The following is a 13441-nucleotide window of genomic DNA, read 5'->3' as shown; positions in this document are numbered from 1 at the left end:
CCGAAGGTGACGTCCGTGACGGCGATGTCGTTGTCGATGGTCTTGGGGACCCCGACGATGGGCAGGCCGTTGTCGTACATCAGCCGGGCCGCCTTCAGCGTGCCCTCGCCGCCGATCGGGATGATGGCGTCCAGGCCGAGTTCCTGGACGTGCTCCCTGGCCCGGGCCACGCCGTCACGCAGGTGCGAGGGCTGGACCCGGGAGGAGCCGAGGATGGTGCCGCCGCGGGCCAGGATGCCGCCCACCGCGTCGAGGTCGAGCTTGAGGTAGTCGCACTCGAGGAGGCCCTTCCAGCCGTCCCGGAAGCCGATGACCTCGTCACCGTGGTCGACGACGGCACGGTGGACGACGGACCGGATGACGGCGTTCAGGCCGGGGCAGTCGCCGCCGGACGTGAGGACACCAATGCGCATAGCCCGAGAAAACCTTCTCAACGTGGTCGGCACCGGACCGCGCTGTCCGGCTCGAACCCCGCCACCCTAGCGGCAGGAGGGGGCGGGGCCGCACCGTGCGTCCGACTGCTGGACGACCCCGCTCACCTGTGCGTACTCGGCGTCAGACGGGCTGGTTGCCGGGGGTGGGACAGGAGGTGTCAGGCGGGCTGCTGAGCCGACGCGATGCGCTCGTTGCGCAGCGCCTCGTACCACCGGTCGTCGGTTGGGGGCAGCGCGTTCACGTCGAGCGCCAGCTTCAGCAGCAGGTCGGCGATCAGCGGGTTCCGCGCCAGCACCGGCCCGTGCATGTAGGTGCCGAAGACCGTGTCGTTGTACGCGCCCTCCGTGCCGTCCCCCGTGCCGTTGCCGTTGCCGAGCTTGACCTGGGCGAGGGGGCGGGCCGTCGGGCCGAGGTGGGTGACGCCCTGGTGGTTCTCGAAGCCGGTCAGCGGGGGCAGGCCCAGGCGCGGGTCGATGTCGGCGAGCACGTCGCCGACGCACCGCTGGCCCTCGCCGCGGACCGAGACCACGTCGAGCAGGCCGAGGCCCGGCTCGCGCTGGCCGAGGTCGTTGATGAACTCGTGGCCCAGGATCTGGTAGCCGGCGCAGACGGAGAAGACGATCGCGCCGTTGCCCACGGCCCGGTGCAGGCCGCCGTCCCGGCGCAGCCGCTCGGCCGCCAGCCGCTGGGGCCGGTCCTCGCCGCCGCCGATGAGGTAGATGTCACCCGACGTCGGGATCGGCTGGTCGCTGCGCACGTCGAGCCGGGCCACGTCCAGGCCGCGCTGCCTGGCCCGGCGCTCCACGACGAGGGCGTTGCCCTGGTCGCCGTAGGTGCTGAGCAGGTCGGGGTAGATCCAGACGATCCGCAGTTGGTTGTCGCTCACAAAAGTCCCCTGATGTCTCAGTTGCCGACGCGGCGGCGCAGGTCCTGGAAGGCGGTGTAGTTGGCGATGACCTCGATCCGGCCCGGCGGACACGCCTGGACCGCCTGGTCGAGGTTGTCGCACACCTGGAAGTTCTGGTCGGCGACCTCCAGACGCACCGCGAGGTCCAGCTTGCGGTCGCCGATCACGCAGATCGGGTGACCGGACAGGCGCGTGTAGTCGACGTCCCACAGCCAGGAGGTGTCGGTGCCGTCGGCGCCGCGCGCGTTCACCGAGAGGATCACCGGCGTCGGCGGAGGATCGATCAGGCTGAACGTTTCGAGCCAGCCCGCCGGGTTCTTCGCCAGCAGCAGCCGCAGGTCACGGCCCTGGAACTGGACCACGTCGTAACGGCCCGCGACGGCCTGCACCTGCCACATGCGCTCCAGGGCGACCTGCGGCGGGACCCCGAAGACGGCGGCGACGGCGGCCGAGGAGGCGGCGTTGGCCTTGTTGGCGCGGCCCGGCAGCTGCAGATGGATCGGCCAGGCCGAGCCGTGCGGGTCGAGCACGTGGTCACCGGAGAGCGCCCAGCTCGGCGTGGGCCGCCGGAAGCCGCACTCGCCGCAGAACCAGTCGTCGCCGGGCCGCTGCATCACGCCGCCGCAGGACGGGCAGGACCAGGCGTCGTCCTTCCACATCTGCCCGGCGGCGACCCAGACGACGTTCGGGGAGGACGAGGCCGCCCACACGACCAGCGGGTCGTCGCAGTTGGCGACGACGACGGCCTTCGAACCCGCGAGGCCCTCACGCCAGTTCTCCGCCAGCATGCGCGTCTCGGCGGCGCGGTCGAGCTGGTCGCGGGAGAGGTTGAGCAGGGCGATGCACTTGGGGGCGGTGTCCCGGGCCACGCCCGCAAGGTACTTCTCGTCCACCTCGATGACGCCGTAGCGCGCGTCGGAGCTGCCGGCGAGCGCGGAGGTGATGCCGGCGGGCATGTTGGCGCCGAGGGCGTTGGAGACGACCGGTCCGGCGGCCCGCAGCGCCTCGGCGATGAGCCGGGTCGTGGTCGTCTTGCCGTTGGTCGCGGACACCAGGACCACGTCCAGGTTCTGGGCGAGCCGGGCGAGCAGGTCGGGGTCGAGTTTGAGCGCCACCCGGCCGCCGATCACCGAACCGCTGCCGCGCCCCGCGGCTCGCGACGCCGCTGCGACCGCCTTGCCCGCGGTCACGGCCAGCTTGGCCCGCGGCGTGAGCGGGTCCGAGTTGCCTGACATCAGTTCTCGATCCTCCTTGCGTACGCGCCGCGCCTCAAGCCTGACGGCAACGTGGTGTGGACCTCAGCCTATCGAGATCCACTCGCAGTCCCGAACCACGGCATGGCCAAAGCGCGCGCGACCGTACGCTTGCGGCCATGCGAAACGGCTCCATTCCGGGCGCCCGTGGGCGAGTCCGGCCCCTCATCCTGCTCGGCGACACGGCATTGCGCACCCCCTGCGCGGACGTCACCGACTTCGGCCCCGAACTGGCGGCACTCGTGGAGGACTTGTTCGCCACGATGTACGCGGCCCAGGGCGTGGGCCTGGCGGCCAACCAGGTGGGGGAGTCCTTGCGGGTCTTCGTCTACGACTGCCCGGACGACGAGGACGTGCGGCATCTCGGCCATGTGGTCAACCCGCGCCTGGTGGAGACCGACGGGGTGGTGGTCCGCGGTCCGGAGGGCTGCCTGTCGCTGCCGGGCCTGGAGGCGGGGACCGAGCGCCACGACCACGCGGTGGTGGAGGGTTTCACGGTGACCGGGGAACCGGTCACCGTGCACGGGACGGGATTCTTCGCACGGTGTCTGCAGCACGAGTGCGACCATCTCGAGGGCCGGGTCTACGCCGATCACCTCACGGGATGGCGCAGACGCAGGCATCTGCGCCAGGTGGGGAAGGCGTCCTGGCACCGCCCTTCCGGCGGATCTCCGCGATCGGGAGACAGCGACCGCTAGAAGCCCGGTCCGCCGATCCGGTCTCCGGCCGCGGCCAGCCGCCCCCACAGCAGGTCGGCCAGGCTGCGCACCAACTCCGCCCGCGAGCAGGGGCGTTCGCCCAGCCACCAGTCGCCGGCCGCGTGCATCATCCCGACGATCCCGTGCCCCCAGACCCGGGCCAGCCGCTGGCTCTCCGGACCCAGGTCCAGCCGGTCCTCGATGACCTGGGCCAGTTCCTCGCCCATCCTGCGCAGCAGCGGCGCCGAGTGCTTGCCGACGTCGAAGCCCTGCTCGGCCGCCGTACCGCCCTCCGCCGGGTGCATCAGGAAGCGGTACACCTGGGGCCGTGCCTCGATCGCGGCGAGGTAGGTGTCCAGCGTGGCCTCCACGCGCTCGCGGCGCTCCGCGGGCGCGTCCAGCGCGGCGCGCAGGGAGTCGAGCAGCGCGTCCGTGTGCCGCTTGGCGAGCGCGGCGTACAGTCCGCCCTTGTCGCCGAAGTGGCGGTACAGAATGGGCTTCGTAATGCCCGCCTCCGCCGCGATGGCGTTCATCGAGGCCTGTGGGCCATCCCGCAGCACCACCCTGTCCGCGGCCTCCAGCAACTCGCGCCGACGGCGGTCGGCGGACCGCTGCTGCTCGGTCCGCTGTGTGGTGTCCATGAGCTCTCCCCACCCGTGCTGAATCGGTAACGCCTGCGCAAACTAACACCCGACACACCCACTGCATCGAACAGGCTGCCGAGACGTCGTCGGAGTTGACTTTTCCTACCGGTGGGTAACAGACTCGTGTTACCGCTAGTAACACATTTGCACGTCGCCGCTGGAGGGGACATGGCCGAGTTCACCATGGAGCTCAACGACGAACAGAAGGAGGTCCGGGACTGGCTGCACGGCTTCGCCGCCGACGTCATCCGCCCCGCGGCCGCCGAATGGGACGAGCGTGAGGAGACTCCCTGGCCGGTCATCCAGGAGGCCGCGAAGGTAGGCATCTACTCCCTCGACTTCTACGCCCAGCAGTACTTCGACCCCACCGGGCTCGGCATCCCGATGGCCATGGAGGAGCTCTTCTGGGGCGACGCGGGCATCGCCCTGTCGATCGTAGGCACGGGTCTGGCCGCCGTGGGCGTTCTTGCCAACGGAACCGAGGAACAGATCGGCACCTGGATCCCCCAGATGTACGGCGACGCGAACGACGTCAAGGTCGCCGCCTTCTGCTCCTCCGAGCCCGACGCCGGCTCCGACGTGGCCTCCATGCGCACGCGTGCCGTCTACGACGAGACCAAGGACGAGTGGGTGATCAACGGCACGAAGACCTGGGCGACCAACGGCGGCATCGCCAACGTCCACGTCGTCGTCGCGGTCGTCGACCCCGAACTCGGCTCCAAGGGCCACGCCTCCTTCATCATCCCCCCGAACACGCCCGGTCTGTCGCAGGGCCAGAAGTTCAAGAAGCACGGCATCCGCGCCTCGCACACCGCCGAGGTCGTCCTGGAGAACGTCCGGGTCCCCGGCTCCTGCCTGCTCGGCGGCAAGGAGAAGCTCGACGAGCGCCTGGCCCGTGCCCGCGAGCGGGCCAAGCAGGGCGGCGAGCGCGTGAAGAACGCCGCCATGGCCACCTTCGAGGCCTCCCGCCCGGCCGTCGGCGCGATGGCGGTCGGCACCGCCCGCGCCGCCTACGAGGTCGCCCTGGACTACGCCAAGACCCGCGAGCAGTTCGGGCGGCCGATCATCGACAACCAGGGCGTCGCCTTCCAGCTCGCCGACATGCGCACCTCCGTCGACGCGGCGCGGCTGCTGGTCTGGCGGGCCTCGTGGATGGCGGTCAACGGCAAGCCGTTCACCGCCGCCGAGGGCTCGATGTCCAAGCTGTTCGCGAGCGAGACGGCGAAGAAGGTCACCGCGCAGGCCATCCAGATCCTCGGCGGCAACGGCTACACCCGGGAGTACCCGGTGGAGCGCATGCACCGGGACGCCGCGATCTACACCATCTTCGAGGGCACGAGCGAGATCCAGCGCCTGGTGATCGCCCGCACCCTGTCGGGCATGCCGATCCGCTGAGCGCCCCGCCGAAGGGCCGCGAGGCGCGGTCGGTCGTCCGCGGCGCCGTCGTGGCCGGTCGCGCGCCCGCGGCGGAGCCGCCTGTCGATCGCAGCCCCGCGCCCCTTCGCGGGCGTCGCGGACCCGCGGCGGACCTCACCGGGTCCGCCCGGCGCGGGCTCAGCGGCCAGCGCGCGGCACGACCAGGCCGCTGTCGTAGGCCAGGATCACCGCCTGGACCCGGTCGCGCAGGCCGTACTTCTCCAGGATGTGGGCGATGTGCGTCTTCACCGTCGTCTCGCCCACGCCGAGTTCGAGGGCGATCTCCGCGTTCGACAGACCGCGGCTGAGCGCCCTCAGCACGTCCAGCTCGCGCCCGGTGAGGGCGTCGAGCCGGGCCGGCACGGGCGCCTCGGCGGGCGCGCCCAGGTGCGCGAAACGGTCCAGCAGCCGGTGGGTGACGCGCGGCGAGAGCACGGCGTCGCCCTCGGCGACCGTGCGGATCGCCCCCACCAGGGAGTCGGCGGGGCCGTCCTTGACCAGGAACCCGCTGGCTCCGGCGCGCAGGGCGTCCACGACATGGGCGTCCAGGTCGAAGGTCGTCAGGATCACGATCCTGCTGGCCGAACCCGCCTCCACGATGCGCCGCGTGGCCTCCACACCGTCCGTGCGCGGCATGCGGATGTCCATCAGGACGACGTCCGGGCACAGTGTCCCGGTCAGCTCGACGGCCTCCGTGCCGTCCGCCGCCTCGCCCACGACCGTGATGTCGGGCTCCGCTTCGAGGATGAGCCGGAATCCCGTGCGGATCATGGGCTGGTCGTCGACCAGCAGGACCCGTATGGCCTTCATGCGCTGTGCCCTTCGTGCCGGGGTTGAGGGACCGGGAGCGGGATGACGGCGTGCACGCAGTAGCCGCCGCCCGGCCGGGAGCCGGTGTGCAGGGAGCCGCCCACCGCGCCGACCCGCTCGCGCATGCCGACCAGGCCGTGCCCGGTGCCGTGCGCCGCGACGGGCGGCCGCACCGGCTCGCCGTCGGAGGCGGGTCCGTCGTCGCACAGCCGCACCGTGAGCCGCTCGCGCTCCGGCTCCCAGGCCAGGGTGAGCGCGGTCCTGGTGCGGCCCGCGTGCTTGAGCGTGTTGGTGAGCGCCTCCTGCGCGATCCGGTACACGGCGAGGTGTGATCCGGCGGGCAGTTCGACCGGCTCACCGCTGGTGCTGAAGTCGACCCGCAGCCCGGCCGAGCGCACCGAGTCCACCAGCGCGGGCAGCGCCTCGACGGTGGGCTGCGGCGGTTCCCTGCTCGGGTCGCCCGGCCCCTCCTCGTCGGTGCGCAGCACGTCGAGGAGATGGCGCAGTTCGGTGACGGTGGCCCGCCCGGTCTCCTCGATGGCGCCGTGCAGTTCGTGGGCCTTGTCCCGGTCGCGGTCCTGGACGCGGTCGGCGGCGATCGTCTGCACCACCATCAGGCTCACGTTGTGCGCCACGATGTCGTGCAGCTCGCGGGCGATCCGGGCGCGCTCCGCCATGACCGCCGCCCGCGCGTCGGCGGCCTGCTCCCGTTCGAGCGCGGCGGCCCGCTCCAGCGCCTGGTCCCGGATCGCGGCCCGTGCCCTGGCCAGCCGCCCCAGCGCCCAGGCGGCGATCAGCAGGACCCCCTCGGTCAGCAGCGCGGCGATGCGGTGCCCGGCCGGGGCGACCACCGCCTCCGTCACGGCGGCCGCCGGAATGAGCACCGAGCCGACCAGGGCCGCGATGCGTGGTGTGCTGCGGGTGGCGGTGAGGAAGACGGCCGTGGCGACGGTCAGGTAGGTGGGGCCGATGGACGTGCCGTCGGGCCCGGACAGGTCCGGGACGTAGTGGCGGCCCTGCAGCACGCCCGCGGCCGCCGCCGTCACCAGCAGGGCGGGCAGCGGGCACAGCCGGTGCACCGCCAGGGGGAGCGTCGTCAGCAGGACGAGGATCACCCAGGTGGCGTCCGGCTCGCGCAGTTCCGGGCCGCCGTGCGGCATCGCCAGCGGCAGGACCAGACAGCCGGCGGTCAGCAGCACGGCGAGAGCCGCGTCGGTGACGGCCCGCGGCCAGGGGCGCCCCGCCAGCGACTCCATCCGGTTCATGGCTCTTACCGTAGACGGACCGCGAACCCCCGTGATCTCCCCTGAGGTGGAAAGCCGGGGCGGCCCTCCTCCGTGGAGTCTCCTCCGTGAGGAGGAGGCGCCCGCCCGCCTCGCCCACCCGGCCGAGACACCGGTTCGACTGCGTGGCCGAGGCCGAGTCCCGCCGCCCGCGATGCACTTGAGACACCACTGACGGACAGTCGCAAGGGGAGTCACGGTGCGCGCAAGCCGGTACGCGGTCCACCTCACGGACGTGACCAAGCGGTACGGGGAGGGCCCGGACGCCGTCCTCGCCCTCGACGGGGTCAGCGCGGGCATCGAACCCGGCACCTTCACGGCGGTGATGGGCCCCTCGGGCTCCGGCAAGAGCACCTTCCTGCACTGCGCGGCCGGCCTGGACCGGCCCACGGCGGGCGAGGTGCGCCTCGGCGACCAGAACCTGTCGGCGCTGAAGGAAAGGCGGCTGACGGAACTGCGGCGCACCCGGATCGGGTTCGTCTTCCAGGCCTTCAACCTGCTGCCGTCGCTGACCGTCGAGCAGAACATCCTGCTGCCGCTGCGCCTGGCCGGGCGGCAGCCCGAACCGGACCGGCTGCGCCACATCGTCGACGCCGTCGGCCTCGGCGGGCGGCTGACCCGCTACCCCGCGCAGCTCTCCGGCGGCCAGCAGCAGCGCGTCGCGATCGCCCGTGCCCTGGTCACCCGGCCCGAGGTGATCTTCGCCGACGAGCCCACCGGCGCCCTCGACCCCGAGACCGCCCGCGACATCCTGGTGCTGCTGCGCCAGGCCGTCACCGACCTGCACCAGACGGTCGTGATGGTCACCCACGACCCCGTCGCCGCCGCCCACACCGACCAGGTCCTCTTCCTCGGCGCCGGACGCGTCGTCGACGGCATGGTCACCCCCAGCGCGGACCGCGTCGCCGAGGTCATGTCCGGCCTGCGGAGGGCGGCGTGATGCTCGGACTGGCTCTGCGGACCCTGAAGTCCCGTGCGGCCGGGTTCGCCGGCACCTTCGTCGCGCTGCTGCTGGGCGCCGCCGTGCTCAGCGCCTGCGGCATCCTCCTGGAGTCCGGCATCCGGGCGGGCTCCCCGCCCGAGCGGTACGCGGCGGCCGACGTCCTCGTCACCGGCCGGCAGGACGTCGAGCTCACCCTGAAGGACGTGGACGGCTCGACGCTGAAGCAGTCCCAGCCGCTGCCCGAGCGCGTGCCGCTGCGGGCGTCCCTGGCGGAGCGGATCAGGAAGGTGCCCGGCGTCCGCGCGGTGACCGAGGACGACGGCGCGACCGTACGCCTGGCCACGGCCGCGGGCCGGTCCGTGCCGGGCCGGCACGGCGGCGCACCCCAGGCGCACAACTGGTCGGGCCTGGCCCTCGGCGACTTCCGGCTCACCCGGGGGCACGCGCCGCGCACGGCGGGGGAGGCGGTCCTGGACACCGAACTCGCCGGCCGGGCCGGCATCCGCCCCGGCGACACGGTGAGGCTGATGACCGCCTCCGTGCCGCGCGTGTACACCGTGAGCGGACTCGTCGCCCTCGACGACGGCCGGGCGCCCCGCCAGTCGGTGCTGTTCCTGACCGGCCCCGGCCTGCGCCAACTCGGCCCCGCGACCTACGCGTTCGGCGTCCGCGCGGCTCCCGGCACCTCACCCGGCCGGCTCGCCGACGCCCTTCGCTCCGCGCTCGGCGACGACCGGCTCGCCGTGCACACCGGGGAGGGGCGCGGCCGGGCGGAGTTCCTCGACGTCGCCGTCAGCGGATCCGACCTCACGGTCCTGGCCGGCGCCGTCGGCGGGAACGTCCTGCTCATCGCCGTCTTCGTCCTGTACGCCACCGGCGCGCTGTCCGTCCGCCACCGCCGCCGCGAGATCGCCCTGCTGCGCGCCATCGGCACCACGCCCGGCCAGTTGAGGCGGATGCTGGCCGCGGAGGCGGCCGTCACCGGGCTCGTCGCGGGGCTGCTGGGCTGCCCGCTCGGCCTGCTCCTGGTGCACTGGCTGCGCGACCGGTTCGCCGGACACGGCATCGTGCCGCCCGACTTCGCGCTCGCCCTCAGTCCGCTGCCGTTCCTGGCCGCGGTCCTGGTGACCGTGCTGACCGCGCCGGCCGCCGTTCTCACCGCCGGGCTGCGCGCCAGCCGCATCCGGCCGACCGAGGCGCTGGGGGAGGCGGCCGTGGAGCCCGCCGGCCTCGGCCGCGGACGCCGGATCACCGGCGGGGTGCTGTTGGCGCTCTCGGCCGGGGTCTTCGTCACCGGCCTGGTGCAGCACGCCGACTTCCTCACCCTGGTCGGCCTCGCCAACTCCCTCGTCCTCCTCCTGGTGATCGCGGGCGCCGTCCTCGGGCCGCTCCTCGCCCGCACGGCCGTACGCCTGCTGTCCCCGCTGCTGGAGCGGACCGGCGTCACCGGCCATCTCGCGGCGGCCAACTCCCGCGCCAACGCCGGACGCCTGGCGGGCGCGATCACCCCGCTGATCCTCGCCGTGTCCTTCGCCTCGACCGTCGTCTTCACCCAGACCACCGCCCTGCGGGAGTCCGCCGACCAGATCCGCTCCGGCCTTCTCGCCGACCACGTGATCACCGCGCCGGCCGGGGTGTCGCCCGACCTCGCGGCGAAGGCACGGGGACTGGGGCAGGTCGCGGCGGCCACCGGACTGGTGAAGTCCAAGGTCGTGGCAGCGGGCGAACTCATGGGCGCGCAGGAGGCCGTGTCGCTGAGCGCGCAGGGCGTGGACCCTCGCGCCCTCACCGCCACCCTCGACCTGCGCACCCGCGAGGGCGACCTGGCCTCCCTCGCGCCCGGCACGGTCGCGCTCAGCACCACCGCGGCCTCCTGGCTGGGCCTCGGCGTCGGCGACACCGCACGCCTCCACCTCGGCGACGGCACACCGTTCCGGGGCCGGGTCATCGCCGTCTACGGCCGCGGCCTCGGCTTCGCCGACGTCACCCTCGACCACGACCTCCTGCTCGCCCACACCACCCGCAAGGCCGACACCTCGGTGCTCGTCCGCGCCGCGCCCCGGGCGCAGGGCCTCTCCCACGCCCTGGCCGGGCTCGCCGCGGCCTACCCGGGCACGACGGTGCGAAGCGGCCTCACCGCCGACGACCAGCTGGCGGAACAGCGCGCGAACGCCTGGGTCAACTACCTCGTCGTCGGCGTCATCATCGCCTACACCGCGATCACCGTCGTCAACTCCCTCGCGATGACGACCGCCGCGCGCCGCCGCGAGTTCGCGCTGCTCCGGCTGTCCGGCACCGCCCGCCGCCAGGTCGCCGGCATGATGCGCAGGGAGAGCGCCGTCGTCGTCCTGGCCGGCGTGGGCACCGGCACGCTGCTGTCCGTCTTCCCGCTCCTCCTGGTCGCCCTCGCGCTGGGCGGAACGCCGTGGCCCGCCGTGCCCCCGCTCGGCTACGCGGTGATCGCCGGCGCCCTCGCGGCCCTGGCCACCGCGGGCGTGATGGTGCCGACCCGGCTGCTGCTGCGGATCCGCCCGGTCGAGGCCATCGGCGTCCGGGAGTGAACGCGCTCCACGACCACGCGGCCGAGAGGGCGATGTTCCCGCGGCGGGCTGCTTCCGTCCCCGCGATCCGTGCGAAGGTCGGAGCAGGAGCCCCCCACCCGATCGACGGAGGACACGATGGCGCCGACGGCCGCGGAACTGCTGGAGAGCACCACCGCACAGCTCGCCCCGGACCCGCACGCCAACCCCCTCGTCCCCCTGATCGCCCGCGGCGAGGCCCCGCGCGACGCGCTCGCCACCCTGGCCCTGGAACAGCAGTGGGTGATCCCCGCGGACCGGGCGGCGTTCCGTCATCTGGCCGAACGCGCGAGCGAGGAGCCGGAGGCGGCGGCGTTCTTCACGATGCTCGCCGAGGGGGAGTCGCTGGCCCAGGAGCGGCTGCGGCCGTTCGCGTCGGCGTGCGGCGTCGACGAGGCCCGCTCCCGCGCCTACGACCCCCTGCCCGGCTGCCAGGCCTACCCGGCCTACGTCGCCTGGCTCGCCCTCAACGCCTCCCCGGCCGACACGGTCCTGGCGATCACCGCCAACTTCTCGGCGTGGGGCGGCTACTGCGAGCGGATCGCCAGGGGCCTGCGGCTCCACTACGGCTTCAAGGACGAGGCCTGCGCCTTCTTCGACCTCTTCGCGCAGCCGGCGCCCGAACTGGACCGCACGGCGCGGGCGGCGGTGCAGGCGGGCCTGGACGCGGGAACCCTGAGCGAGGAACGCGCCCACGCCTACGGCCGGCTGCTGCAGAGCTACGAGGCGATGTTCTGGAGCACCCTGTCGACGCTGCCCTCGCTGCCCTGAACCCCTACGGCGCACCCCCGCTGCTGTGGGCGATGCACGCCACGTCGATCCGGTCGGCGAGCTTGGCCAGCTCGATCGTCAGCGCGGCCACCGTGTCCTCGTCGAGACCCTGCTCACCGGCCTCCACGAGGTGCAGCCACCGACCGCCCACGGTCCGCAACAACTTGCTCACGTCGGCGGCGGCCACCTGAAGGGTCCCGCGGTCGTCGACGATCAGAGGCAGAGTCACTTCGCGGTTCACAACCGGGATGTTAGCCGCGCAACACTCACGCCCCGTGCCAAACCGTCGTGATGTTGCAGAACTCGCGGATTCCGTGCCCGGCCAGCTCACGTCCGTAGCCGGACCGCTTGACCCCGCCGAACGGGAACGCCGGGTGCGAGGCGGTCATGCCGTTGAAGAACACGCCGCCGGCCTCCAGGTCCCGGACGAACCGGTCCACCTCCGCCTCGTCCCGGGTCCACACGTTCGAACTGAGTCCGAACGGCGAGTCGTTGGCGATCAGCACGGCCTCGTCCAGGTCCGCCGCCCGGTACAGCGTGGCGACCGGCCCGAACGCCTCCTCGCGGTGGATGCGCATCTCCCGGGTGATCCCGGCGAGCACGGTCGGCGGGTAGTACCAGCCGGGTCCGTCCGGCCGCTGCCCGCCGCACAGCACCTCGGCGCCGCTGCGCCGCGCGTCGTCGACCAGCTCCTCCAGATCGGCCCGACCCTGCTCGCTGGAGAGCGGCCCGACCTCGGTGTCCTCCTCCAGCGGGTCGCCCACCTTGAGCGCCTTCATGCCCTCGACGAACCGCTCGGCGAACCGGTCGTAGACGTCCGTGTGCACGATGAACCGCTTGGCGGCGATGCACGACTGCCCGTTGTTCTGCACCCGCGCGGTGACCGCGATCTGCGCGGCCCGGTCGATGTCGGCGGAGGGCATGACGACGTACGGGTCGCTGCCGCCCAGCTCCAGCACCGTCTTCTTGATCATCTCGCCGGAGGTGGAGGCCACCGCCCGCCCGGCCGGTTCGCTGCCGGTCAGCGTGGCCGCCTTGACCCGGTCGTCGCGCAGGATGTCGTCGATCGCGCCGGAGCCGACGAGCAGCGTCTGGAAGCAGCCCTCGGTGAAGCCGGCCTGGTGGAAGAGGTCCTCCAGGAACAGGGCCGTCTGGGGGACGTTGGAGGCGTGCTTGAGCAGGCCCACGTTGCCCGCCATCAGCGCGGGCGCGGCGAACCGGACCACCTGCCACAGCGGGAAGTTCCACGGCATCACCGCGAGCACGGGGCCGAGCGGCCGGTAGCGCACCCGCACCCGTGACGCGCCCGAGTCCTTGACGTCGGAGTCGGCGGGCTCCTCGTCGGCGAGGAGTTCCTCGGCGTGCTCGGCGTACCAGCGCATCGCCTTGGCGCACTTGGCGGCCTCCGCGCGGGCCTGCTTGACCGGCTTGCCCATCTCGGTGGTCATCACCCGGCCGATGTCCTGCTGCATCCCGTCGAGCAGTTCGGCGGCCCGGTTCAGCAGCCGGGCGCGCTCGGCGAACGACGTCGTCCGGTACGTGCGGAACGTCGCCTCCGCGAGCTGGAGCCGGCGCTCGAGCTCCTCCTCGCCCATGGCCTCGTACGTCTTGAGCGTCTCGCCGTTCGCCGGGTTCACCGTCGCGATGGGCATGGCCGACCTCCCTGCGGCTTGGTGTTACGACCTTCCCGCGCGGGGCGGGC

At 73.0% G+C, this 13441-nt stretch carries 13 protein-coding genes; 5 read left to right on the top strand and 8 right to left on the bottom strand.

The window, feature by feature from the left end:
• From M8J74_RS16825 to M8J74_RS16815, 3 genes are all read right to left on the bottom strand, one after another.
• The coding region (locus M8J74_RS16825) for a 6-phosphofructokinase (RefSeq protein WP_249837183.1) at positions 1-413 on the bottom strand (413 nt) is incomplete at its 3' end.
• 179 nt (positions 414-592) lie between these two features.
• Entirely contained in the window at positions 593-1321 is a 729-nt protein-coding gene (locus M8J74_RS16820) for a type 1 glutamine amidotransferase (protein WP_058926760.1), read from the bottom strand.
• Between the two features lie 17 nt (positions 1322-1338).
• Positions 1339-2577 carry a MurT ligase domain-containing protein gene (locus tag M8J74_RS16815; protein WP_058926761.1) on the bottom strand — a complete coding sequence of 413 codons (1239 nt, stop codon included), beginning with the start codon at positions 2575-2577 and terminating at the stop codon, positions 1339-1341.
• 137 nt (positions 2578-2714) lie between these two features.
• Between M8J74_RS16815 and def the strand changes: the two genes are divergently transcribed.
• A complete protein-coding gene (def, locus tag M8J74_RS16810; RefSeq protein ID WP_249837182.1) occupies positions 2715-3293 on the top strand; it encodes a peptide deformylase in 579 nt (192 codons plus the stop codon).
• On the opposite strand, the gene M8J74_RS16805 is transcribed toward def, so the two are convergent.
• Positions 3290-3934 (bottom strand): TetR/AcrR family transcriptional regulator, encoded by a 645-nt coding sequence (locus tag M8J74_RS16805; RefSeq protein ID WP_058926763.1) that lies wholly within the window; start codon positions 3932-3934, stop codon positions 3290-3292. The two genes, def and M8J74_RS16805, sit on opposite strands and share 4 nt — an antisense overlap.
• 171 nt (positions 3935-4105) lie before the next feature.
• On the opposite strand from M8J74_RS16805, the gene M8J74_RS16800 reads away from it, so the two are divergent.
• Positions 4106-5332, top strand: coding sequence for an acyl-CoA dehydrogenase family protein (locus M8J74_RS16800; RefSeq protein ID WP_249837181.1), 1227 nt, complete (start codon positions 4106-4108; stop codon positions 5330-5332).
• A 159-nt stretch (positions 5333-5491) separates the two neighbouring features.
• Here M8J74_RS16800 and M8J74_RS16795 read toward each other — a convergent pair whose 3' ends face one another.
• Both M8J74_RS16795 and M8J74_RS16790 read right to left on the bottom strand, forming a co-directional pair.
• Complete coding sequence (locus M8J74_RS16795) at positions 5492-6163, bottom strand: response regulator (protein ID WP_058926765.1); 672 nt, start codon at positions 6161-6163, stop codon at positions 5492-5494.
• Positions 6160-7428 (bottom strand): sensor histidine kinase, encoded by a 1269-nt coding sequence (locus tag M8J74_RS16790; RefSeq protein ID WP_249837180.1) that lies wholly within the window; start codon positions 7426-7428, stop codon positions 6160-6162. Before M8J74_RS16790 ends, M8J74_RS16795 begins: the two co-directional genes overlap by 4 nt.
• Before the next feature lie 217 nt (positions 7429-7645).
• Here M8J74_RS16790 and M8J74_RS16785 point away from each other — a divergent pair, with 217 nt between their 5' ends.
• From M8J74_RS16785 to M8J74_RS16775, 3 genes are all read left to right on the top strand, one after another.
• Positions 7646-8386 carry an ABC transporter ATP-binding protein gene (locus M8J74_RS16785; RefSeq protein ID WP_249837179.1) on the top strand — a complete coding sequence of 247 codons (741 nt, stop codon included), beginning with the start codon at positions 7646-7648 and terminating at the stop codon, positions 8384-8386.
• Entirely contained in the window at positions 8386-10950 is a 2565-nt protein-coding gene (locus M8J74_RS16780) for an FtsX-like permease family protein (protein WP_249837178.1), read from the top strand. Before M8J74_RS16785 ends, M8J74_RS16780 begins: the two co-directional genes overlap by 1 nt.
• A 117-nt stretch (positions 10951-11067) precedes the next feature.
• Positions 11068-11739 carry a thiaminase II/PqqC family protein gene (locus M8J74_RS16775; RefSeq protein WP_249837177.1) on the top strand — a complete coding sequence of 224 codons (672 nt, stop codon included), beginning with the start codon at positions 11068-11070 and terminating at the stop codon, positions 11737-11739.
• Between the two features lie 4 nt (positions 11740-11743).
• Here the strand turns inward: M8J74_RS16775 and M8J74_RS16770 are convergent, their stop codons facing one another.
• Both M8J74_RS16770 and M8J74_RS16765 read right to left on the bottom strand, forming a co-directional pair.
• Complete coding sequence (locus M8J74_RS16770) at positions 11744-11980, bottom strand: DUF6213 family protein (RefSeq protein WP_058926770.1); 237 nt, start codon at positions 11978-11980, stop codon at positions 11744-11746.
• 25 nt (positions 11981-12005) lie between these two features.
• Positions 12006-13391 (bottom strand): NADP-dependent succinic semialdehyde dehydrogenase, encoded by a 1386-nt coding sequence (locus M8J74_RS16765; protein ID WP_249837176.1) that lies wholly within the window; start codon positions 13389-13391, stop codon positions 12006-12008.
• Between the last annotated feature and the right edge of the window lie 50 nt (positions 13392-13441).

This window comes from Streptomyces panaciradicis, from assembly GCF_023516615.1.
Taxonomy (GTDB): Bacteria; Actinomycetota; Actinomycetes; order Streptomycetales; family Streptomycetaceae; genus Streptomyces; species Streptomyces panaciradicis.
The sequence above is the reverse complement of the archived record's forward strand: the minus strand, read 5'-3'. Positions and strand labels throughout refer to the sequence as shown.